We start from the raw sequence: 22,289 nt of genomic DNA, 5'->3' as shown, positions 1-22,289 counted from the left end.
CCTTCGAGTCGGCCGACGCTTTTGCGCCGCTACGAACGAAGGTGATGTCAATTCGAGAGAAAACAACAGGGTCGCGTCGGCGCCGCCACCATCCCGGGTGTTTGGGGCATGAGAATGCCGTATGGCACCTTCGGCCCTGGCACTGCGTTTCGGCATCGGCGGATAGTTTATAAGGAGCTACGCCGGCCAGCGCGAATCTCGCATATTGCCCGTGGAGGATTCAGTCCGCTTTGGCAAGTAAATGGATCCGATCCGCCAGTTGAGCCTGATCATAGGGCTTGGACACGAAATGACTCCCGGCAGGAATTCTCTCTTTTTGAGGAGCTCCGGTCGTAACGAGAACGTGAACCCGAGGCCAGCGGGTGCGCACTATTCGAGCAAGCTCGATACCATTCAGTTTCCCGGGCATATTTATGTCCGTAAAAATCACCTTCACATCCTGTCTCTGTTCCAGGATCTGGAGGGCCTTGTCCGCATTTTCGGCCTCGAGCACCTCGAGATGCCGGTCTGCGAGAAAATCGGCAATCACGATACGCGCGAAAACTTCGTCCTCGATCACAAGCACTGCAGGGCGCGGCTGATCTGACTGCATGGGAGCGGGGCCCTGTTTTCCGTGCCACCAAACGAATGATCACACCCCGCGTTCCCCCTGTCGGGTGCATTAAGACGCCGAGATGCGGATCGAAGGCGACGAGAGCGATGGCGCCGGCTCTCGCGAGGCTCCGTTCAGGGAAGGACCTCCACGCGGAACAGTTGCAGCATTGGCTCGTTGGGAAGGGGCGGTTCTATGGAAAGGCGACCATGAGGGAACCTGATCGGTCGTGCCGCCGCTTTCGAATCCAGCAAAGGAGGCTGCCATGCAGGTAAGCGATGCAATGACGCGCGATGTGCGCGTGGCCAATGCCGGCGAAACAATCGCCCAAGCCGCCCAGCTGATGGCCAAACTCGATGCCGGCGTTTTGCCCGTCGGTGAGAACAACCGGCTGGTTGGGATGATCACCGATCGAGACATTGCGGTGCGTGCCGTAGCCCACGGCAAGGGGCCTGATACGAGCGTCCGAGAGGTGATGACCAAGGACGTAAAATACTGTTTCGCCGATCAGGAAATCGAGGAAGTGACCCGCAATATGGGCGACATTCAGGTACGGCGCCTGCCGGTCGTCGATCACAATAAACAGCTGGTTGGTATCCTTTCGCTGGGCGATGTCGCCGTCACGACCGGTGATGGAGCCGCCGGCGAGGCCCTTTGCGGCATCTCCCGTGCCGGTGGCGCACATAGTCAGACCGGATAGCAAGGAGAGCTTCCGCGCCTCGGCCGCAGCCGGAAAAGGGATACTCGAAGGCCCGTCATCCCTGAGTGAGCGCCTCGCGGCAGGCGGCGGATAAAGCTCAGCAGCATTGGATTTGAGATGATGGCCACCACCTTTTCAGATCGTCGGCAGGCAGGGCGTGCCCTGGCCGGAAAGCTCCGACATTATGCGGGGCGCAAGGATGTCACGGTCCTTGCGCTGCCTCGAGGCGGCGTGCCGGTTGCCTACCAGGTCGCCAAAACTTTGAAGGCGCCGCTCGACGTCTTCGTTGTGCGCAAACTCGGCGTGCCCGGCTATGAAGAGCTTGCCATGGGTGCGATCGCCCCCGCGAATGTACGCGTTTTGAATGACGAGATCGTCACCAGACTTGCCGTGCCGGCATCTGTCATCGATGAGGTCGCAGCCAAGGAGCAAAGAGAGCTCGACCGCCGCGAGCGGCTCTATCGCGGCGACCGCGCACCTTTGCGGCTGCGCGGCCGAAATGTCATCCTGGTCGATGACGGGCTTGCCACCGGCTCGACGATGCGCGCGGCCATAAAGGCGCTGCGGCAAAGCCGGCCCGCTCATATCGTCGCAGCCGTACCTGTCGGCAGCCCGGAAACCTGCGAAGCGATGAGGGATGAGGCCGACGAGGTTCTTTGCGCAACGACGCCGCAGCCATTCGTCAGCGTCGGGAGTTGGTACGGTGATTTCTCCCAGACCAGCGATGAGGAAGTTCGAGATCTTCTTGCCAGGGCGGGAGCGCGAACCTCATCCGGGGATGATCCGGCCGACGCGGTCGTGGCCGCATTGAACAAGCATATCCTGCAGTTGTCCGGCGGACCGCAGGATTATGATCACCTTCTCGAGCAGATAGACGAGGCTCCCTTCGTCCTTCTCGGCGAAGCCTCGCACGGCACGCATGAGTTCTATGAAGAACGTGCACGGATTACGCGGCGCCTGATCGAAGAGAAGGGCTTTGTCGGCGTGGCCGTCGAGGCCGATTGGCCTGACGCTTACCGGGTCAACCGCTACGTTCAAGGGGCGGGCTGCGATCTCGACGCGGAGGAGGCGCTCGCCGACTTTCGTCGCTTTCCGACCTGGATGTGGCGCAATAAGGTTGTCGTCGACTTCATCGAGTGGCTGCGTCGGCATAACCGGACATCGGAAGGGACGAAGCCCAAGGCAGGCTTCTACGGTCTCGACCTCTACGCCCTGCATGGTTCCATGAAGGCGGTGCTGCATTATCTGGATCGGGTTGATCCGGCCGCGGCCGAGGTCGCACGGCACCGTTATTCCTGTTTCGACCATTTCGGCCCCGACCCGCAAATCTATGGTTTCGTCGCCGGCACCGCGATCGGAAAATCCTGTCAGGAGGACGTCGTGGCGCAATTGGTCGACATGCTGAAGCGACGCCCCGCGCCCGCCGAGGCCCAGGCCGGCCTGCTCGACGACGAACTTTTTGCGGCACAGCAAAATGCCCATCTGGTCAAGAATGCAGAAGCCTATTATCGCGCCATGTTTCTTGCTCCCGAGTCGACCTGGAATTTGCGGGATCGCCACATGGCCGAAACGTTCGAGGCCCTGGCCGCTCATCTCACTCGGCGGGTGCAGTTCCCCAAAATCGTCGTCTGGGCTCACAACTCGCATCTGGGAGATGCCCGGGCGACGGATAGAAGCAGCCATGGCGAGATCAATCTGGGACAGCTCATTCGCGAAAAGCACGGGCATAAAGCCTTTCTCGTGGGCTTCACGACCTATCGCGGCACCGTGACGGCTGCCTCCGACTGGGGTGGACCAGCCGAGCGCAAGAGTGTCCGGCCGGCCCTGGCAGACAGCTACGAGACCTTGCTGCACGGTGTTTCTTTCGATCGCTTCCAGCTCGATCTGCGGGGAAACGGCGCAAGCCTGCCCCGGCGGCTGCTCGAGCGGGCGATAGGCGTGATCTATCGGCCTGAGACCGAACGGGCCAGCCATTATTTCCGAGCCGATCTCTCGGCACAATTCGATGCCGTGCTGCATTTCGACGAGACCCGCCCGGTCGAGCCACTGGAGCGCAGTTCCGAATGGAATGGCGAAATCCCCGAGACCTATCCTTCCGGGGTGTAGAGGACGGTCGGAGAACCATAGTGTGACTGGCCCCGCCAAGAGGGGCAGCATCAAGGGGCAATGCAGTTCACTTAAGCGTCTTCAGGCCGGCCCGACCTTTGTCATTGCCGGCTTGACCCGGCAAGCCAACCTGGATCTCCGTATTGCGCGGGCGGTTTCCGGATAACCGGGTCGAGCGCGGCTATGACAATCCGGAGCGCTTCTTTCTCAAATGAACCGCACTAAGCATCAGGGGCAGCATGCGCCAGAGACCCTTCACCTGACTGGGTCGCCGGTGGCTCAGGATTTCTGTCTCGGCTTTTTCTCTTCGGACAGCCGGTTGGCTGCATGGTCCTGCAATTGGTCCGTCTGGTTCCTCTTGCTGTCCATGCCTCTGTCCTTGGAGTGCTGAGACTTGTCGCGATTGGACAGAACCATGTTTTCCTCGATCTTGTCTTTCGCAAGATCGGACGTCCCGCCGGTTCCGGCGCCCTTGCCAGCGGTACCAGAGCCCATATGTTTCTTGCTCGCATGCGCCACAGCAATTCTCCTTGCGGTTTGCCCTCTCATTCCAATGCGGCCCGCGAGAGGCTATTGGCCGTCGCGGTCCTTTTGTTCGGCGGGCGAATGCCGTTGAGGCCGATGCCCCTCCTGTCCCGAACGATTGTGTTTGTTATGGTCACGGCTCTCCTGATTGAGGCCGCCGCGGCTCACCGGAAATTCCGCCTGACGCGCCTCCCGCTTGGGGAGAGGAAGAATGCTATCCCCCGGCCGGCTCAGCGACGTTTCCTCCTGACGGCGATCGGGGACGTCCGGCTTTCGCTCCAGAGTTCGAAGCTGTTGCTCATGGGTCTTTCTGCCCTGCAAGGGCTGGCGCTTGCTTACATTCTTGGCCATCGTCGACCTCTCAACGGGCGGGGTGAGTGCCACCACCCTTCTTCTCGGGATCATGGGTGTGATGACTGTCTCTTTCGCCGCCTCCGCCGGATACGGCACTGCGCCGGCGGTGCCCCGTATCTGCGGCAGGTTTTTCGACCTGCGGACGGTCCTTTGCATTTTCATGGGAAGCACCGGGGCCGCCATGGCGAATGCTTCTCGGTGTCTTGGCCGAGGTAGACATATCCGTCTCCTGTCTCACCGGTCCTGCTGATAACCCTGATTTTTCGTGTTTTGCTTGATATTGGCTTGCTGGCCCTGCTGCTGAGGATTTTCAGGCCGCTGCTTGCCATGGGGCGCCTGGTCTCGGACCGGCGTCTTGGGATCACCGGTGCCCTTGTGGCTCTGGTTCTCCGGAGGAGTGGGCGGGATCTTGGTCATGACGTCCCCTTCCTTGTATCCAGTGACCCAACTAGCGCCGCGCGCCCATGTTCCCGCTTGTTTTCGAGTGGTCGGCTTCATCTTGTCGGATGGCAAAGCCCTCCCTTGGCAAGCCAGGGCTTTCGAAATCGCGTTGCAGCGGCGTCATGATTTCAGGCGCGCTGGGGCTGCCGCCCGCAAGCGATCCCTGCAGGGCACATCTCGCGGATATGGCCGGTCCAATCCCGCCGAGGCGCAATGCCTGGTTCTGGATAGCGAATTCCGGGAGGAGCCAGAAATGTCCGATGCAGGCTCGCAGATTGGCCAACACTCGGCTCCCCGCCGGAACGCCGGAGTTTCACTGCAGGGATGGACTGCCCTCATCCGTCGAGTGCCGCCCATTCGTCGCACGGCGACGACGTGTCGCCCGACCATAGCGCGACATGCTGTTCATCCGGTCGCCATCCAGGGCACGCAACGCATCCATGATGTCATCGAAGGGAACGACGCGCCCCCTCCTGATCTCCCGAAGGCTAGGAGTTGCCTCCAACGCGCAGGCATCCGATGCCCAGGAGGCCAGGATCGCCCGCTTCTCATTCAATGTCAGATCCGGGTCGGCAACGACATCCCTTGGGTGATCGAAAGCCTGAGCGGGACGAAGAAGCCGGGAAATATCGAACTCGTTTCGTGTTGATCGCTTTTCCATGACAAGACCCTCTCCGATCTCGGGGAGCGCCGATTGCGCTCCCCAAGCCATTGGAATCAAGCGGCCTTTGCTGGTTTATGATGGTCGGCAGCTTCTGCGGTGCGAATTTCGATGCGGCGGGGCTTCATCGCCTCGGGGAGGCGCCGAATAAGATTGATCTGCAATAGGCCGTTCTCGAAACTGGCGCTCTCGACCTCGATATAATCGGCCAGATTGAAGCGGCGTTCGAACGGCGCAGCCGAAATGCCGTGATATATGTAGTCCAGCTCGTTCTTCGCATCCGCCTTGCGGCCGGTGACGGTCAAGAGATTTTGCTGGGCAGTAATGCTTATATCGCTGGATTTGAATCCGGCGACCGCCAAGCTTATGCGGAAACTGTCTTCGCTCGTGCGTATGATGTCGTAGGGGGGATAGCCTTCGGCTGTTTCCTTCGAACCTGCGTTCAGAAGTTCGAAGAGACGGTCAAAGCCAATTGCCGAACGGGCAAAAGGGGTGAAGTCGTAGGTTCTCATAGCCACATCCTCATCAAAGCAACATGGTTACAAGCAGGACGCCAGACGCAGTCGGCGTCCGCATCGAGCCCCATCGGGCGCCCGACGCGCAAAGAAATGGTACAAACCAAGGCCGTTTCAAGGGCTTGGACGGTATTTTTACAACGGCCTCGGAGCCGTTCCGCATGCCCGGATCTTTCACGCTTTCCCACTGGAACACCGCAGGAAGAGCGGACGGCCCGGCCCGCGCGCTCGGCTTTCCGAAGGCGTCGTATCAACCGACGTCGGCATGGAATAAAACACGCGCTCCTCCCCGGAATATCATCCCGCACGGCTGGCGCCCTGTGGGACGACACGAATTCCGACGCCGTTCGACCTGATCCTGCGTTCGGCCCGCTAGTGGGTGGGCCGGCGCACAGGAGCCTTTTCGAGCCGTGAAGCCGGAAACCATGGTTCGATCTTGCCGTCGGGCCTCATGAGATCGACGTTTCCTTCCGGATCATTGCCGGGACCGAAATGCAATGCGACGACTTCGAAGGTCGCATCGATGTCGAACATCACCGACAGCGATGTCACTATACCGGGCTTGATACGGACAACATCACCGATATTCACCATCTCGACCTCTTTATCTGCTTTCGGAGCACGTCAGGCGCTTTGCCCCCCAACAACAAACTCATGGGTCGGACCGAACCTTGTAAGCGCAAACCGCGGGTCTCGCAGCGATGCCCGGTCCGGACCGTGGGCGTCTCGGGCTCTGCGCAGCCGTTCCTTGGACCAGCGAAGGTTTTTATTCTCCCACGCCCCGGACCTCGTAAAGGTCACGGGCGTTGATGTCCTATCCTCCGTCAGCGCGACGCCGGCGGCTTCTGTGGATTCATCCAGAACCGGCATTCCTGCTTCGTCCAACGCCCGAGCAAAAATTCGGCGGCATTCATCCGGGTTCATCCGCCCGAGGGCAGCCAGGTAACATGCCTCGCGCGCGGCGAAATACGCTGGACCTCTTTGCGGCGGCCAACGATGCAAGAGATAATATGAAGCCTCCGCTACGCTGGAGACCTGATGTAACAGGTTCGTCCGAGGCATAAATCGGGCCGGTTTTTCAAATGAAACTTTGCTCATCACAAATTGGAATCAAGCTTCAGGAACCTTATTGCCTAATATGCCTGGCGAGGCGGCCGCATATGTACATGCAACCGCCGCCATGAAGGTCAGCTTTTTACTTCGATCCGCCTAACCTGGGCTTTCGCCTTTTCGGTCTTGGGAAGCGTGACAGTCAGCACGCCATTTTTGAAACGGGCACTGATCTTCTCTTCTTCCACTTCGAAGCCGACCGGAATACGACGCTCGAAGCGACCATAAAAGCGTTCGGAAAATTGCTTTTCCTTGTCCTCAGTCTCCGAGCGCTTTTCGCCCTTCACCGTCAGCACCCCCTCGCTGAGGAATACTTCGATATCCCTCTCCGCCAGCCCCGGCACCTCGGCGGTCACCGTGATCTCCTTTTCATTGTCCGAGATTTCGACGCTAGGCCAGTTGGCACCGGAAGAGCCGATCCTGCCGACATTTGGCAGTCTGGTGTCGAACGATCGGAAGGCATCGTCGAACAGCCGATTCATCTCGCGGTGCAGCGACAGGAAGGGATCGCGGTCCCCCTCTCGAAAGAAGCTGGGAAGCTGGCCGGCGCTGTTGCGCCCCCAAGGAATTAGATCACGCACACTCATCATCTGTCTCCTTCATGCTCAATCGGTTGACAAATGCTCTCGGCTGCGCCGGATCTTTCCGTCCGGCGCTTTGCCTTGCGTGGCCATTCGGCTATTAGGCCGCGTGCTTCTCGCTTTCGATCGCCCGCATGCCGGTCTTGGCTTGAGCATCGCCCCCCGCGATCTCGATCCGGCGTGGTTTCATCTCTTCGGGAAGATCACGCCTGAGATCGATCGTCAGCAGGCCCCTGTCGAGGTTCGCGCCCACGACCTTGATGTGGTCGGCAAGCTCAAAGCGTTGCGTAAAGGCGCGTCCGGCAATGCCCCGGTGCATATATTGCGCTGTATCTTCGCCTGTCTTCTGACCGGACACCATCAAGACGTTGCGTTCCTGGGTAATGCTCAGTTCGTCTTGAGAAAAGCCCGCTACCGCCATGTCAATGCGGTAGTCGTCGTCGCCTGTCTTGATGATGTCGTAGGGCGGCCAATTGCCGGCCGTTTCAATACGGCTCGTCGCCTCCAGGGCATTCAGCATCCGGTCAAAACCGATGCTCGAGCGGAACAGCGGTGTAAAGTCAAGAGTGGTTCTCATAGCCACATCCTCCTGTTGAAGCAACATGGATACAAGTTTGGTTTTCCCGCCGCGCACCTGGCCGCAGAGCGGGAATGCCGGTCCCCTTGAGGCGCCCGGCAAATACGAATTAGGTCACGCCTCCGGCATTTCAAGAGGCCACCGAATGATTTTGAATGGGCATGCATGCGAGCGCCCTCAGACAGTCCCGCCTGAGCCCCGGCTCGACCGGCATGCACGAAAAGGACAAAAAAACATCAACGCATTCAATGGATTATCACTCAATGCCCCGGACTGCTAAAAATTTTCATCGACGCTCTTGAAATCGAAAAAGCCCTCAACCACCTCATTTCGCGCGCGACGCCGCTTGGGTCGCGCGCCCCGCTCCGGTCGCAGGATCGGAGCGGTGGAACACTCAAAATTGTTTGTCCTTGAAGGAGAACGATATGACGTTCCGTCCATTGCATGACCGCGTCCTGGTCCGCCGCATCGAAGCCGACGAAAGGACGGCGGGCGGTATCATCATTCCCGATACGGCCAAGGAGAAGCCGCAGCAGGGTGAGGTCGTCGCGGTCGGTCCTGGTGCGCGGGATGAGGCCGGTAAGCTGGTCGAACTCGACGTGAAGGTCGGGGACCGCATTTTGTTCGGCAAATGGTCAGGCACCGAGATCAAGATCAATGGTGAAGATCTCCTCATCATGAAAGAAAGCGACGTGCTGGGCGTGGTCGAAAACGCCAGTGCCGTGAAGAAGGCCGCCTGACGGCTTCTTCCTCCCCATTACAGTCTAGATAGCTGCCTATTGCAGGAGAGATCCAATGGCTGCCAAGGAAGTCAAATTCTCCACCGACGCGCGTGACAAGATGCTGCGCGGCGTCGACATTCTCGCCAATGCCGTCAAGGTCACGCTGGGCCCGAAGGGCCGCAACGTCGTGATCGAGAAGTCGTTCGGCGCGCCCCGCATCACCAAGGACGGCGTCACCGTCGCCAAGGAGATCGAGCTCTCGGACAAGTTCGAGAACATGGGCGCCCAGATGGTGCGCGAGGTTGCCTCCAAGACCAACGACTTGGCCGGCGACGGCACCACCACGGCGACCGTTCTCGCCCAAGCTATCGTCAAGGAAGGCGCCAAGGCGGTGGCCTCGGGTATCAATCCCATGGACCTCAAGCGCGGCATCGACAAGGCCGTTGAGGCGGTCGTCACCGAACTGAAGGCCAACGCACAGAAAATTACCAAGAACGACGAGATCGCCCAGGTCGGCACGATTTCGGCCAATGGCGACACCGAGATCGGGCGTTTCCTGGCGGAGGCCATGCAGAAGGTCGGCAATGAAGGCGTGATCACCGTCGAGGAGGCCAAGACGGCCGAGACCGAGCTCGAAGTCGTCGAGGGCATGCAATTCGACCGCGGCTACCTTTCGCCGTACTTCGTGACCAACCAGGAGAAGATGCGCGTCGAACTCGAGGATCCCTACATCCTCATCCACGAGAAGAAGCTGGGCAACCTCCAGGCCTTGCTGCCGATCTTGGAGGCGGTCGTGCAGTCGGGCAAACCCCTCGCCATCATCGCGGAAGACGTGGAAGGGGAGGCTTTGGCGACGCTGGTGGTGAACAAGCTGCGCGGCGGCCTGAAGGTTGCGGCCGTCAAGGCACCGGGCTTCGGCGACCGGCGCAAGGCCATGCTCGAGGACATTGCCATCCTTACCGGTGGTACGGTGATCAGCGAGGATCTTGGCATCAAGCTGGAGAACGTGACGCTCGATATGCTCGGCCGGGCCAAGAAGGTGGTGATCGAGAAGGAAAACACCACCATCGTTGACGGTGCGGGCGGCAGGAACGACATTGACGGGCGCGTGGCCCAGATCAGGGCGCAGATCGAGGAGACGACCTCCGACTATGATCGCGAGAAGCTGCAGGAGCGGCTGGCGAAGCTCGCGGGCGGGGTCGCGGTGATCCGCGTTGGCGGGGCAACCGAAGTCGAGGTCAAGGAGCGCAAGGACAGGGTCGATGACGCCATGCACGCGACGCGCGCTGCGGTCGAAGAAGGCATTCTTCCGGGCGGCGGCGTAGCCCTGCTGCGGGCATCCAAAGCCCTGGACGCTCTGACGGCCGACAATGCCGACCAGAAATACGGCATCGACATCATTCGCCGCGCAATCGAGGCGCCGATACGCCAGATCGCCGAAAATGCCGGCTGGGAAGGCTCGCTCGTCGTCGGCAAGCTGCGGGAAAGCGCCGAATACGCCCATGGCTGGAACGCCCAGACCGGCGAATACGGCAATCTCTTCGAGCAGGGCGTGATCGATCCTGCCAAGGTCGTCCGTACAGCCCTGCAGGATGCGGCCTCGGTTGCCGGCCTGCTCGTGACCACCGAAGCCATGGTGGCCGAAAAGCCGAAGAAAGAAGCAGCTCCTGCCATGCCCCCCGGCGCCGGCATGGACTTCTGATCGATGACGGCCGTGCCACTCCCGAACGGGAGTGGCATCCGGCATCACATCGTCGAAGGCAACGGATTCTTACAAGCCATCTGAGCGCGAATATCTGTCTCGCTCCGCCCGAACTTGATCGCTCGTATAGATGGGCGCATCCTCGACGAAGCCCGACCAGCCCTCATTCCGATAAGTTTGCTCGCGCGTGCGGACATCCACGGAACCGCGCTGCAAAATAGCCCTGGCAGTCTCGGCATTGTCATCGTCAACCGTAGCGGTCACCAGGCTGCCACCTCGACGTATGCCCTCGGCGTAGACTTGAGCCTCATCCTTCTCGACGCCCCGATCGGTCAGAGCCCCCACGAGCCCGCCGGCCACGCCACCGACAACGGCTCCCGTAGCCGCGCCCGCGACCGTTGCGGCGAGCCAGCCAGCCGCAACGACCGGCCCAACCCCGGGAATGGCCATCACGCCAAGGCCTGTCAGAAGGCCACCAATGCCGCCGACGGCCGCTCCAACTCCAGCCCCCGCTCCGGCGTCCGTGGTGGCGTCCGTCGCGGCATCTCCGTCCGGGTCAACGCCATCGACATTGTTGGACACCAACCCGATATCGGCCTCCGGAATGCGAGCAGCCCGAAGCTCTTTGACAGCCATCGAAGCCTGCTCTCGTGTATCGAACAAGCCGCTAATCGTTCTTTTCATCTCGATCGCTCCATTTTACGTGAATAGACTCACTTAATTCTGAATTATTGCGCGACGATATTTCCTTTGTAGTCCAGGCCGACCGATACGGACTTGCCGTTCTTGGTCGCGTTTCCTCGCCAGATACCCTTGTCATCCTTCGCGAGCCCCTGAATGGAAGCGTAGCCAGCGGCCGAGAGCCGATCGCGGGCCTGGCCTTCGGTGAAGCTGTTGGCCCCTTCCTGCAAAGTGGGTTCCGCGCTGGTGGGCTGGCGCGAAGAAGAAGTTGTATCGGCGCTGGCGCCCAACTTCTGAGCGTGCTGTTGATGCATCTTGAGGACCGGCAATGTCTTGCCCGCAAAGCCCTTCAGTTGAGGATTGTCACCCCTGGTCGAGTACTCCGTGAACAGGGCGACGGCTTCGTCATGCGCCTTCTTCTGGTCGGCGACATAAGCGTCATCGAAAGCCGCCCCGGACTTGCCCGCCAGGCTGTCCAGGCTTGTTTTATGGGCGGCGTCCAGTGCCTGTGGCATTTGGATGTTGCCGGCGGCCGCAAGCGTGGACTTAAGTTCATCACCTGCCTTGGTATGATCGTCGATCATCTGCTGCGCGAACGCTTTCACATCGGCATTGCTCGCGTTTTTCAATGCCAGCTTGCTGGATTCGATTTCGAACATGTTCGAAACAGCCGCCTTGCTCACAAAGTCTTGCGCACTTGTCGCTGCAAGGGCGATCGTGGGGAACAGCACGCAGACGGTGGCTGCGCACATCAGTTTCTTGAGCATTGCTTCGCACCTTTCGGTTGGATCGGCAGCGCGCCGCCTTAGGGGCATTGGCATGCGGACGACGCGTCCCCTCTGACGGCCCGGCTACCGACTCCGAAGAGCAGGCTGACCGGACCGCCCCGCAGCGAAGCCGGAGTCGGGGGCGCTGGGCACAACGGCCTCGCGCGGTTCGAACCTCATAGGTCCGGCTTTGTTCCTGAAAATTGGAGTGGCTCGGCCTGGGTCGTGACTGGGAGCCAGGCCGGCCGTTTGCCAGCGAATATTCCTGTTTGAGAGGATGCAAAAGAGTGTGATCCTCACTCGGCTCGAAGAGCCGAGGCCGCTTTCAGAATCTGCCCGCCGGCGATGGGGATCGAGAGCTTGGGCACAAAGACAAGCCGCGCCGATCAAGCCGCCTTCTTGTTGACGCCTGCCACTGCGAGCTTGGTGAGAAGCTCGTCGGTCTTGATCTCCTCCTGAAGCGTCTGGTCGAGGAGTTTTGCGATGTCCGGCTTGCCCAGCTGCTGGGCCCAGGTCTTCAACGTGCCGTAGCGCGAGATCTCGTAGTGCTCGACGGCCTGTGCGGCGGCGGTGAGACCGGCATCCAGCGCCGGCGCGCCCTTGAACTCCTCCATCACTTCCTTGCCTTCATCGATGATGCCGAGGATCGCATCGCAGGTCTTTCCGCGGGCCGGCTTGCCGAGCTTCTCGAAAATCTCCTGCAGACGGTCGACATGACCCTCGGTTTCCTCCCGATGGGTCTCGAAGGCCTTCTTCAGCTCAGGCGTCTGGGCCTCTCGCGCCATCTTGGGCAGGGCACGCAAGATCTGCTTTTCAGCATAGTAGATGTCCTTCAGCGTCTCCACGAACAGGTCCTGCAATTCCTTTGCCATTGATTCCTCCTGAGTAATCCAAGCCGATCATGCGGCACCGGCTAGAACTGCGTTGCATGCGATGCGTTCCATCCAAATCCGCCTGCTTCCTCACCCGGAATGGCGATCAACGGTACGACCGGCTCCTCAGAAATTCCTCGGAACGAGTTTCTCCTTGCTTTGTTCGTATGGCGCCACGAAGCCGGGAGGAAAGCCATGCCTTTGCCGAAACGCGCCATCTGCGTCGTCGCAGGAACAGGGCTTCTTGCAGGAGTCGCGGCTTCCGACCCTCTTCCGCCCGATGCCACCTATCGTGCTTTGCCGACCCAGCCTTTCTCCGATGTGAAGGCGGCCGATGAAGCGCAGAAGGACGGCGTGATGAAGCGCCAGAAAGATGTTCTCAGCGCCCGCTACGACCTCTCCAGCCATCCCATTCCAGGGGCTTTCATGTCGGGCGGGCGCAAGCCGGTCCAGGGAGGCGTGCGGGTCAAGCTGCCTGCGGGCGTCAGCTGGGATGAGCTTGGCGCCATGTCCCCGGCGGAAATACGCAGCAAGGATCTCCTGCCGCTCGGCTTTCGACCGCTCCCGCATGTCAAACAAGCAACGGGTGGCCAGGTTTTTCCGTCCGAAGAAATCAAGGAAATCTTGAAGCGAGAGGGGCGGGACCTCACCCGCTTCGATGTCGATTTCGACATTCCTTCTCAATTCACACCCGAATTTCCGCCCCCGATCTTTCTCACGACCCATCCCGAGCTCGGCGATATCTCACGTGGGCGGCTGCTGTCGATCCGCAACTATTATGACCTCACCAATGGCATTCTCACGCCGGTCCAGCTCGAGGGCCTGCGCCTGCTGCTGACGCCATTTCCCCAAGAGGAATTCAATCAGACGGAAGACCGCAAGAGCGCCGAGCCGAGCCTGGGCGTCGCATGCCTTGATTGCCATTCGAATTTCCACACGAATGCCGCCTTCCACCTGACGCCCGATGTCAGACCCCAGTCAGAGCGTTTCCGGCTCGATACGACGAGCTTGCGGGGCGTCTTCAATCAACAGATCCATGGCTCCAAGCGATCCTTGCGCTCGATAGAGGATTTTACCCAGTTCGAGCAGCGGACCGCTTACTTCAACGGCGACCACATCAGCGCCACACGGAAGGGCGCCAATCTTCCCGACCGCACCAATCAGGTCGCCCTGATGGCGCAAATGCAGAATATCGTCGATTTCCCCCCTGCCCCGAAGCTCGACCCCTTCGGGCGCCTCGACCCCACCAAGGCGACAGCCGCCGAACTCAAGGGCGAGGCGGTCTTCATGGGCAAAGGCAAATGCAGTGGCTGCCATAATCCTCAAACCGAATTCCTCGACAACAATATGCACGACCTCAAGCTGGAGCGCTTCTACAGCCCAGGGCGGGAGGAGAATGGCTTGATCGCTCTACCCGACGGGCCGATCAAAACCTTTACATTGCGAGGCATCAAGGACTCGCCTCCCTATCTCCATGATGGCCGCCTGCTCACGCTCGACGACACTGTCGAATATTTCAACCTGGTGCTGGGCCTGAAACTGGACCAGTCCGACAAACAGGCCCTGGTGGCCTATCTGCTGACGCTATAGCGGGGAGGATGCGATGAGATCGGTGCTTGCAGCGTTTGTACTCGTTTCCTCTGCCAGCCTGGCAAACGCCCAGGCGGCCAATCCGGGTTTTTCCGCGCCCGATCAGAAAGCGCAATCGAATGACGAAAACGATTTCAACAATGCGGACCACCTGTTCGTTCGCCTGTTGACCATTGGCGGCAAGTCCGAGGTCGATCTGGGCTTGCTCGCCGCCGAGCGCGCGACGGCGGAGTCCACCAAAAGCTTTGCCAAGCAGATGGCAAACGATCATTCGGCTGGTAATCTGCGCCTGGCTGCGATCGTGAAGAAAACCGCCCTTCAAAAGGTCCCTGAAACCGACCCTGCCCACCAGGATCTGCATCGTCGATTGGGAGACCTCCGAGACAAGGCCTTCGACCACGCCTATCTCGGAGCGCAAGTCGACGAACATATCCGCACGGCTCAGATACTCGCCTGGGAGATTGGCGCCGGCCAAAATGCCGAGCTGAAGAAGTTTGCGGCCGATACACTGCCGACGGTCCTGGCACATTTGCAGCATGCACAAGACTTGGTTTCGGGCTCGTCGGTGGATCTGGCCGAGACGAAGGTCAAGTAGGCCTCCAAATTGCCTGGAGCAAAATGCGCTTCTACCAGCCGCATTTTCTCTCTAGCTCTTTGTTTCGACGCATTTCTTGATCGGGCGAGCGGCAGACCATGATCGCGCCCGCTCGTCCTCCTTTGCGGCGGGGCTCAACTCGTGAACGGCGGCGACGTGTCGCTCGGTCGGGGTGGCCAGCTGACTTTCAAACATACCGGCAGGAATCCGGCCTCCCTCAGAGTTCCCCGCAGAGGGCACCCCGTGACGATCTTCTTAGAGCGTTTTCCAGAAAATCAGAGAAACCGCACTTTGCTCTAGGATTTCCGCCGCCAGTCCCCGGCCATTACGTCGATACCGCCAACTGCGTGCGCCCTGCTCTATCTGAAACAGACTTGGCATCGATTTGCCACCGGCTTTGGAGGCCACGCCTGGCTTTCACCTGATCTGTACAGCCTCGTTCGGAGGCGCGGTTTCTGCCTGTGTTTATCCGCCTGCCTCCACAGTAAAGGCAGAAGGAACAAACCTTCGAAGTGCTGGTTCGGGGGCAACGAAAACATCAGCACGGTGAGAGAAAATTGTGAAACATATTCTGGTGACCGGCGGCGGCGGTTTCATAGGCCGGCATGTGGCGCACGAGCTGACGAGCCGCAACTACCAAGTTCGAATCCTGGATGCTCTGGTCGAGCAGGTCCATGGCAGCGGCGATGTCGAACTTCCTGCCGGCGCAGAACTGATCAAGGGCGACATCCGCGACCCTGAAAAGCTTGGCCAGGCGTTGCGCGGCGTCGACGCCGTCATTCATCTCGCGGCGGAAGTGGGTGTCGGGCAATCGATGTACGAGATCGCACGCTATGTCGGCGCGAATGATCTCGGCACGGCGGTTCTCCTGCAAGCCATGATCAAGCAGCCGATCCAGCGGATCGTCGTGGCCTCGTCGATGAGCGTCTATGGCGAGGGCCTGTACGGGACCAAGGATGGTCGTCGGCTAACCAATGTGCGACGCCGCACCTCCCGCATCAAGGCTGGGCTATGGGACCCGGTTTCCGAGAACGGCGAGGCGCTGATACCCCTTGCGACCGACGAGCAGAAAACCGTCGACCTTGCGTCCATCTATGCCCTCACCAAATATGCCCAGGAGCGCGCGGTGATGATCTTCGGCGAGGCTTACGGGGTCGACGCCGTCGCATTGCGCCTCTTCAATGTTTTCGGTCCCGGACAGGCCCTGTCCAATCCCTACACCGGCGTACTCGCCAACTTCTCCTCGCGACTGGCCAGCGGGCAGCGGCCACTGGTGTTCGAGGACGGCGAACAAAAACGCGATTTCGTCCATGTGCGTGATGTCGCCCGCGCTTTCCGCCTGGCTCTCGAACGACCACAGGCGCGCGGGCATGTCATCAATATCGGCAGCGGGCAGGCTTATTCGATAGCCGGCATCGCAAGAATGCTCGCACAGGCCATGAATGTTCCGGACCTCGCGCCAGAGATCCTGGGGAAGGCGCGATCCGGCGATATTCGCAACTGCTTTGCCGACATCGCCAAGGCTCGGGATTTGCTGGGCTACGAGGCTGAGCACCGCCTGGAAGACTCGCTCGACGAAATGGTGCGCTGGGTACGGGGCACCAAGGTCGTCGACCGCAGCGCGCAGATGAAGCGCGAGCTCGAGACAATGGGCCTGGTTTCATGACAAGAACGGCAACAAACGCGTCGATCGTCGTCACCGGCGGCTGCGGTTTCGTCGGTTCCAATCTCGCCGACAGCCTGCTGGGCAGCGGTGAGAGCGTAACGATCATCGATAATCTTGCACGGCCCGGCGTCGAACAGAACCTGGCCTGGCTGCGGGATAAGCACGGCCGCCGGCTGGTTGTCCGGATCGCCGACATACGGGACCGCAACGCGTTGTCACGGGCGATCGGAAACGCAAAGGCGATATTCCATCTGGCTGCACAGACCGCTGTGACCACGAGCCTGGTCGACCCAACCGACGATTTCGAGATCAACGCGCGCGGGACGCTCAACCTCCTCGAATCGGTTCGCGCCACGGGACGCGACATTCCCGTGATTTTCGCCAGCACCAACAAGGTCTATGGCGCACTTTCGGAGATGGCGATCTCCACCATCGACGGCAGCGATTTGCCAGCTGATGAAACGCTTCGACGCCACGGGGTGAATGAGGACCAGCCGCTCGACTTCAGCACCCCCTATGGCTGCTCGAAAGGCGTGGCCGACCAGTATGTGCTCGACTATGCGAAGTCCTACGGCATTTCCACGGCCGTGCTGCGAATGAGCTGCATCTATGGGCCTCGCCAATTCGGCACCGAGGACCAGGGCTGGATCGCTCATTTTCTCATCCGGGCGCTCTCTGGAAAAGCCATCACCATCTTCGGCGATGGCAACCAGGTCCGCGACGTCCTCCACGTCTCGGATGCGGTGGCCGCCTATCGCCTGTTGCTGCAGGGTATAGACAGGCATCGCGGCAAGGCCTTCAATCTCGGCGGCGGTGTTTCCAACGCCGTCAGCCTGAACGTTGTCCTCGGCGAAATATCCCGCATCCTGGGGCGCAAGGTCGAGGTGCGCCATGCCGAGGCAAGGATCGGCGATCAGCGCTATTTCGTCGCCGATACCAGACGGATCCAGACAGCGCTCGAATGGCAGGCGAAACTCGGATGGCGCCAGGGCCTGGAGGACTTGGCAGCGTGGCTGGGCAAGCATCGCACCACCGCGCTCACGCATGAGGAAGTCGGCACCAGCGCATCTCGCCCTTATCGACTGGAGCCGACATGCTCCAGCGTTTGAAGCATCGCCCTCATCGAATTCTCATGACGGTCGACGCCGTCGGTGGCGCCTGGCAATACGCCATGGGGCTGGCGGAACAGATGGTCACGGCCGGTCATGCGATCGTCTTTGCCGGGCTTGGCCCGGTTCCATCACAACAGCAACGGCGCCAAGCCGAACAGATCGGTGCAGTGGTCTGGCTCGAGACGCCACCCGACTGGATGGCAACGAACTCGGTCGAGCTGTTGAGGCTGGCCGGCGAGCTCGAAACCCTCGTTCGGGACCACGCCATCGACCTGGTGCACCTGAATGCGCCCAGTCAGGCGGCCGGATTGAGGGTACCCTGCCCCGTCGTCGTCGTCTCCCACTCCTGTGTCGTCAGCTGGTTCCATGTGGTGCGCGGCTCGAAGCTGCCCGCGCCATGGGCCTGGCATGAGGACTGCAATCGCGCGGGGCTCGAGCGCGCGGACGTGGTGATCGCCCCCAGCGGCAGTCATGCAGCCTCATTGAGAGCATGCTATGGCCCGCTCCCCCGGCTCAGAGTGGTCCACAACGGCGTTCCCTCCGTTCCGGCGTGGACAGGCCGTCAAGATACGATCTTCGCCGCCGGCCGCTGGTGGGATGCCGGCAAGAACGGACGGGTTCTCGATGCCGCCGCTGCATCGTGCATGTGGCCTGTCTTGTGCGCCGGATCGCTGACGGGGCCGAACGGCGACGGCATCTCGTTCCACAATGCCATTCCGCTGGGTTCGATTTCCCACGATGAAACAAGGCTCCGGATGGGCACGGCAGGCATCTTCGTATCGCCGTCGATTTATGAACCCTTTGGCCTTGCGGCCTTGGAAGCGGCACAGGTCGGCACGCCCCTGATCCTGGCGGATATTCCCACCTACCGCGAGCTGTGGTCCGGTGCCGCGCTGTTCTTTGCACCCGATGACCCGGCCGCGCTGGCCGACACGATCAACCGCCTCTCCACCAGCCCTCCCATGCGAGCCAGGCTCGGCAGCGCGGCTATGCGGCGCTCTCGTCGTTACACGGTGTCAAAGCAGGCTGCGGCGACGAGCCTGGCCTACGAACAGGCATCGGCAATTCACGCAGGGGGGCATTGAGATGCGCTTCGTCTTCTATACGCACTCGCTTGTCTCGGACTGGAACCATGGCAATGCCCATTTCCTGCGCGGCGTCATGCGCGAACTGGTCTCGCGGGGCCACGATGCCGTGGCGCTCGAGCCCGCCGATGGCTGGAGCCGTGCCAATCTGATAGCCGAAGCCGGCCAGCGGGCCGTTGCCAACTTCGCCGCCGACTTCCCCAGCCTGCAGTCTGTTTCCTACGACGCTGCGTTCGATCACGAGGCGCTTCTCGCCTCGGCCGACATCGTCATCGTCCACGAATGGACCGATCCGGAGCTCGTCAGACGCATCGGCATGGCAAGGCGGCGCAGCACCGGCTTCATTCTGTTGTTCCACGACACCCATCACCGTGCGGTTTCTGAGGCCGCCACCATCTCGTCGCTCGCACTCGAGGACTATGACGCGGTCCTTGCCTTTGGCGAGACGCTGCGCGAGCGCTATCTGCGCAACGGCTGGGGCAGGCAGGTGCATATCTGGCACGAAGCCGCGGACGTTTCTCTTTTTCATTCCCATCCCGAGATTGAACGGGACACGGACCTGGTCTGGATCGGCAACTGGGGCGACGGCGAACGTTCGGCGGAGATCGCCGACTATCTGGTCGAGCCTGTCCGGCGCCTGGGGCCTTCCGCCAACGTGCATGGCGTCCGCTATCCTCCCACCGCACTCGCGGTGCTCGCGAATGCCGGCATCCGATTTCGCGGCTGGATTCCGAACGCTCAAGTGCCGAAAGCCTTCGCGCGCCATCGCGCAACCGTGCATATCCCGCGCCGGCCCTATGTCGAAAGCCTTCCCGGTATTCCGACCATTCGCATGTTCGAGGCGCTGGCCTGCGGCATCCCATTGATTTCGGCCCCATGGGAAGACACGGAAGACCTGTTCCGCCCGGGCGTCGATTTCCTCTTTGCGAGCAACGGCGCGGCCATGGAGAAAATGTTGCGGGACGTTCTGCACGATACGGAGCTTGCCCGCTCGCTCGCCGCGCATGGACTGGAGACGATCAAAACGCGTCACACCTGCGCCCACCGGGTGGACGAACTGCTGGCGATACTCCGCCCCTATCAGCGGCGTATCCCGGATCAGCAGCCGGCTATGGAGAGCGTGCAATGAAGATCGCCTTTTACGGCTCGAGCCTGCTTTCCTCCTATTGGAACGGAGCGGCGACCTACTACCGGGGCCTGTTGAAGGCACTCGCCGGCCTGGGTTACGAGATTACTTTCTACGAGCCGGACGTCTATGACAGGCAAAAGAACCGCGACATCGACTGTCCTGATTGGTGCTCTGTCGTCGTCTACGATGCTACGCCGCAAGCGCTGGCGCAGGTCACGGCGCGGGCGGCGGAAGCCGACATCGTGGTCAAGGCCAGCGGTGTCGGCTTCGAGGACGAGGCCTTGTTGCTGGAAGTTCTGCGCCATGCGCGTCCGGATGCGTTGAAAGTGTTCTGGGACGTCGACGCTCCGGCGACCCTGGCTCAACTTAGAGACGAGCCGGACCACCCATTGCTGCGCTCGCTGCGCAAAATCGACCTCGTGCTGACCTATGGCGGCGGCGACCCTGTCGTCTACGCCTACAGGGCACTGGGAGCCGCCCATTGCATTCCCATCTACAATGCGCTCGATCCCGACACCCATCACCCCGTCCAACCAGACGATCGCTTTGCGGCCGAACTCGGCTTTCTCGGCAACCGCCTGCCTGATCGCGAAAAACGGGTGGAAACCTTTTTCCTCCAGCCCGCAGCGCGCAATCCCGCCAAGACGTTTCTGCTTGGAGGCGCGGGCTGGGGTGACAAGCCCAAATCCTCGAATGTCCATTGGATCGATCACGTCGGAACCCGCGACCACAACGCCTTCAACGTCACGCCCAAGGCCGTCCTCAACATCAGCCGCGACAGCATGGCGAACAACGGGTTCTCGCCCGCGACCCGCGTCTTCGAAGCAGCCGGCGCGGGTGCCTGCCTCATAACGGATGCCTGGATCGGCATCGAGCTGTTCCTGAAACCCGACGAGGAGATCCTGGTCGCCCGGGATGGGCAGGACGTGACCGAGATCCTCGCCACCCTGACATTGCAGCAGGCGCGGGCCATCGGGGCGGCGGCCCTTCGCCGGGTGCTGGCCGAACATACCTACACAAGGCGCGCCGCCATGGCCGATGAGACATTCCGGCGCTTTGCGAAACGGCCTTCGATAAAGGCGGCAGAGTGATGAAAACGCCCGCTAAATTCCTCTTCTTGGGGCTTTCCCTATCATCGTCCTGGGGAAACGGGCATGCCACGACTTTCCGGGCACTGCTCCGCGGCCTCCATGCTCTGGGCCACGAGATCACGTTCCTCGAACGCGATGTGCCGTGGTACAGGGACAACCGCGATCTGCAGCAGCCGGATTTCTGCGATCTGCGCTATTACGCTTCCGTGTCGGAGCTCCGCTCCGAACATCGCGCCCTGCTTCGAGCAGCGGATGTCATCGTCGTCGGCTCATTCGTGCCCGAAGGCGTTGCGGTCATAGAAACCGCGGCTGCACTCTCAACCGGCAGCCTGTGCTTTTATGACATCGACACGCCGGTGACTCTGGCCAAACTTGCATCCCACGATAACGAATACATAGCCGGCCATCAAATCAAGCTTTTCGACATCTACTTTTCTTTCACGGGCGGGCCGACACTTGAACGCCTCCGCCTGCAGTTCGGGGCGAAACGGGCGGAAGCGCTTTATTGTTCGGTCGACGAGACGCGCTATGCGCCAACGGGCGAAGAGCCGGTCTGGGATCTGGGATATCTCGGGACCTATAGCCCGGACCGGCAGCCGACGCTGGAGCGCCTGCTGATCGATGTCGCCACACGCATGCCCGGCCACCGTTTCGTGGTGGCCGGTCCCCAATATCCCTCCGGCATGTCCTGGCCGCGTAATGTCGATCGGCTGGCGCACCTGCCGCCTTCCGAACACGCCTCCTTCTATAGCCGCCAGCGCTATACGTTGAACGTTACCCGCGCCGACATGATCGCGGCTGGCTGGTCGCCGAGCGTGCGGCTGTTCGAGGCGGCCGCATGCGGGTGCCCGGTGGTGAGCGACCGCTGGCCCGGCCTGGAAGATCTGTTTCCGGCGGGCAAGGCCATTCATGCCGCAGAGACGACCGACGATGTTTGTCAGCTGTTGAACACAATCGACGAGGCCAGCCGACGGGAGGTCGCCGCGCGTGCGCGCGACATCGTGCTGACCTCGCATACCGGCCGAGCCCGCGCGCGGGAGCTCGTCGCGCATCTCACCGCACCTTGCCAGCAGGAGCCGTCAACCGGCTCCCGAGCCGCATGACCTCAGGAGACG

27 protein-coding genes and 1 pseudogene are annotated in these 22,289 nt (G+C 61.0%); 12 read left to right on the top strand and 16 right to left on the bottom strand.

Annotation, left to right across the window (positions count from 1 at the left end):
* Nucleotides 1-220: 220 nt before the first annotated feature.
* The gene (locus tag C5L14_RS00455) at nt 221-592 is read right to left on the bottom strand and encodes a response regulator (RefSeq protein WP_105860068.1); all 372 of its coding nucleotides are present in this window, start codon (nt 590-592) and stop codon (nt 221-223) included.
* Nucleotides 593-857: 265 nt separating this feature from the next.
* On the opposite strand from C5L14_RS00455, the gene C5L14_RS00450 reads away from it, so the two are divergent.
* Complete coding sequence (locus tag C5L14_RS00450) at nt 858-1,292, top strand: CBS domain-containing protein (RefSeq protein WP_105860067.1); 435 nt, start codon at nt 858-860, stop codon at nt 1,290-1,292.
* A gap of 117 nt (nt 1,293-1,409) precedes the next feature.
* Nucleotides 1,410-3,398, top strand: coding sequence for an erythromycin esterase family protein (locus tag C5L14_RS00445; protein WP_105860066.1), 1,989 nt, complete (start codon nt 1,410-1,412; stop codon nt 3,396-3,398).
* Between the two features lie 279 nt (nt 3,399-3,677).
* Here the strand turns inward: C5L14_RS00445 and C5L14_RS00440 are convergent, their stop codons facing one another.
* The 11 genes from C5L14_RS00440 to C5L14_RS00395 form a co-directional block, all read right to left on the bottom strand.
* Complete coding sequence (locus tag C5L14_RS00440) at nt 3,678-3,917, bottom strand: hypothetical protein (RefSeq protein WP_181160943.1); 240 nt, start codon at nt 3,915-3,917, stop codon at nt 3,678-3,680.
* A gap of 51 nt (nt 3,918-3,968) precedes the next feature.
* Nucleotides 3,969-4,274, bottom strand: a complete 306-nt coding sequence (locus C5L14_RS00435) for a hypothetical protein (RefSeq protein WP_245443147.1) — start codon at nt 4,272-4,274, stop codon at nt 3,969-3,971.
* A 10-nt stretch (nt 4,275-4,284) separates the two neighbouring features.
* The gene (locus tag C5L14_RS30575; protein WP_105860065.1) at nt 4,285-4,497 is read right to left on the bottom strand and encodes a hypothetical protein; all 213 of its coding nucleotides are present in this window, start codon (nt 4,495-4,497) and stop codon (nt 4,285-4,287) included.
* A 14-nt stretch (nt 4,498-4,511) separates the two neighbouring features.
* Entirely contained in the window at nt 4,512-4,694 is a 183-nt protein-coding gene (locus C5L14_RS00425) for a hypothetical protein (protein ID WP_105860064.1), read from the bottom strand.
* A gap of 31 nt (nt 4,695-4,725) precedes the next feature.
* Nucleotides 4,726-5,001, bottom strand: a complete 276-nt coding sequence (locus tag C5L14_RS29860) for a hypothetical protein (protein ID WP_146126796.1) — start codon at nt 4,999-5,001, stop codon at nt 4,726-4,728.
* Between the two features lie 30 nt (nt 5,002-5,031).
* On the bottom strand, nt 5,032-5,379 hold the full coding sequence (locus C5L14_RS00420) for a hypothetical protein (protein WP_146126795.1): 348 nt from the start codon (nt 5,377-5,379) through the stop codon (nt 5,032-5,034).
* A gap of 56 nt (nt 5,380-5,435) precedes the next feature.
* Nucleotides 5,436-5,891 carry an Hsp20 family protein gene (locus tag C5L14_RS00415; protein ID WP_105860062.1) on the bottom strand — a complete coding sequence of 152 codons (456 nt, stop codon included), beginning with the start codon at nt 5,889-5,891 and terminating at the stop codon, nt 5,436-5,438.
* Nucleotides 5,892-6,266: 375 nt separating this feature from the next.
* Nucleotides 6,267-6,488 (bottom strand): hypothetical protein, encoded by a 222-nt coding sequence (locus C5L14_RS00410; RefSeq protein ID WP_105860061.1) that lies wholly within the window; start codon nt 6,486-6,488, stop codon nt 6,267-6,269.
* Between the two features lie 30 nt (nt 6,489-6,518).
* The gene (locus C5L14_RS30930) at nt 6,519-6,956 is read right to left on the bottom strand and encodes a DUF982 domain-containing protein (protein ID WP_428832594.1); all 438 of its coding nucleotides are present in this window, start codon (nt 6,954-6,956) and stop codon (nt 6,519-6,521) included.
* Nucleotides 6,957-7,081: 125 nt separating this feature from the next.
* On the bottom strand, nt 7,082-7,591 hold the full coding sequence (locus C5L14_RS00400; RefSeq protein WP_105860622.1) for an Hsp20/alpha crystallin family protein: 510 nt from the start codon (nt 7,589-7,591) through the stop codon (nt 7,082-7,084).
* Between the two features lie 94 nt (nt 7,592-7,685).
* The gene (locus C5L14_RS00395) at nt 7,686-8,162 is read right to left on the bottom strand and encodes an Hsp20 family protein (protein ID WP_105860621.1); all 477 of its coding nucleotides are present in this window, start codon (nt 8,160-8,162) and stop codon (nt 7,686-7,688) included.
* Between the two features lie 425 nt (nt 8,163-8,587).
* Here C5L14_RS00395 and groES point away from each other — a divergent pair, with 425 nt between their 5' ends.
* On the top strand, nt 8,588-8,902 hold the full coding sequence (gene groES, locus C5L14_RS00390; RefSeq protein ID WP_105860059.1) for a co-chaperone GroES: 315 nt from the start codon (nt 8,588-8,590) through the stop codon (nt 8,900-8,902).
* Nucleotides 8,903-8,957: 55 nt separating this feature from the next.
* A complete protein-coding gene (gene groL / locus C5L14_RS00385) occupies nt 8,958-10,586 on the top strand; it encodes a chaperonin GroEL (protein ID WP_105860058.1) in 1,629 nt (542 codons plus the stop codon).
* Nucleotides 10,587-10,655: 69 nt separating this feature from the next.
* Here groL and C5L14_RS00380 read toward each other — a convergent pair whose 3' ends face one another.
* The 3 genes from C5L14_RS00380 to C5L14_RS00370 form a co-directional block, all read right to left on the bottom strand.
* A complete protein-coding gene (locus C5L14_RS00380; protein WP_105860057.1) occupies nt 10,656-11,270 on the bottom strand; it encodes a hypothetical protein in 615 nt (204 codons plus the stop codon).
* Between the two features lie 44 nt (nt 11,271-11,314).
* Nucleotides 11,315-12,034 carry a DUF4142 domain-containing protein gene (locus C5L14_RS00375; RefSeq protein ID WP_245443145.1) on the bottom strand — a complete coding sequence of 240 codons (720 nt, stop codon included), beginning with the start codon at nt 12,032-12,034 and terminating at the stop codon, nt 11,315-11,317.
* Between the two features lie 386 nt (nt 12,035-12,420).
* Nucleotides 12,421-12,906 (bottom strand): ferritin-like domain-containing protein, encoded by a 486-nt coding sequence (locus C5L14_RS00370; protein ID WP_105860056.1) that lies wholly within the window; start codon nt 12,904-12,906, stop codon nt 12,421-12,423.
* Between the two features lie 195 nt (nt 12,907-13,101).
* Here C5L14_RS00370 and C5L14_RS00365 point away from each other — a divergent pair, with 195 nt between their 5' ends.
* Together C5L14_RS00365 and C5L14_RS00360 are read left to right on the top strand one after the other, a co-directional pair.
* Nucleotides 13,102-14,496: a cytochrome B6 gene (locus C5L14_RS00365; protein ID WP_105860055.1), complete on the top strand. Its 1,395-nt coding sequence runs from the start codon at nt 13,102-13,104 to the stop codon at nt 14,494-14,496.
* 13 nt (nt 14,497-14,509) lie between these two features.
* Nucleotides 14,510-15,091, top strand: coding sequence for a DUF4142 domain-containing protein (locus C5L14_RS00360; protein WP_105860054.1), 582 nt, complete (start codon nt 14,510-14,512; stop codon nt 15,089-15,091).
* Here C5L14_RS00360 and C5L14_RS30925 read toward each other — a convergent pair.
* Nucleotides 15,058-15,135 (bottom strand): annotated as a pseudogene (locus tag C5L14_RS30925) (hypothetical protein); the annotation flags it as partial. The gene C5L14_RS00360 and the pseudogene C5L14_RS30925 overlap by 34 nt on opposite strands.
* Before the next feature lie 515 nt (nt 15,136-15,650).
* Here C5L14_RS30925 and C5L14_RS00355 point away from each other — a divergent pair.
* The 6 genes from C5L14_RS00355 to C5L14_RS00330 are packed head-to-tail and all read left to right on the top strand — an operon-like array spanning nt 15,651 to nt 22,277.
* Entirely contained in the window at nt 15,651-16,757 is a 1,107-nt protein-coding gene (locus C5L14_RS00355; RefSeq protein WP_105860053.1) for an NAD-dependent epimerase/dehydratase family protein, read from the top strand.
* On the top strand, nt 16,754-17,866 hold the full coding sequence (locus tag C5L14_RS00350) for an NAD-dependent epimerase/dehydratase family protein (protein ID WP_105860052.1): 1,113 nt from the start codon (nt 16,754-16,756) through the stop codon (nt 17,864-17,866). The genes C5L14_RS00355 and C5L14_RS00350 overlap by 4 nt, the downstream gene beginning before the upstream one ends.
* The gene (locus C5L14_RS00345; RefSeq protein ID WP_105860051.1) at nt 17,851-18,954 is read left to right on the top strand and encodes a glycosyltransferase family 4 protein; all 1,104 of its coding nucleotides are present in this window, start codon (nt 17,851-17,853) and stop codon (nt 18,952-18,954) included. The genes C5L14_RS00350 and C5L14_RS00345 overlap by 16 nt, the downstream gene beginning before the upstream one ends.
* Before the next feature lies 1 nt (nt 18,955).
* Entirely contained in the window at nt 18,956-20,083 is a 1,128-nt protein-coding gene (locus C5L14_RS00340; RefSeq protein ID WP_105860050.1) for a CgeB family protein, read from the top strand.
* A complete protein-coding gene (locus C5L14_RS00335) occupies nt 20,080-21,174 on the top strand; it encodes a CgeB family protein (RefSeq protein ID WP_105860049.1) in 1,095 nt (364 codons plus the stop codon). The genes C5L14_RS00340 and C5L14_RS00335 overlap by 4 nt, the downstream gene beginning before the upstream one ends.
* Nucleotides 21,174-22,277 carry a CgeB family protein gene (locus C5L14_RS00330; protein WP_105860048.1) on the top strand — a complete coding sequence of 368 codons (1,104 nt, stop codon included), beginning with the start codon at nt 21,174-21,176 and terminating at the stop codon, nt 22,275-22,277. The genes C5L14_RS00335 and C5L14_RS00330 overlap by 1 nt, the downstream gene beginning before the upstream one ends.
* The last annotated feature ends 12 nt before the right edge of the window (nt 22,278-22,289 follow it).

It is taken from the genome of Labrys okinawensis (assembly GCF_002982075.1).
Lineage (GTDB): Bacteria > Pseudomonadota > Alphaproteobacteria > Rhizobiales > Labraceae > Labrys > Labrys okinawensis_A.
Note: the sequence above shows the minus strand (reverse complement) of the source record. Positions and strands in the feature narration are given on the sequence as shown.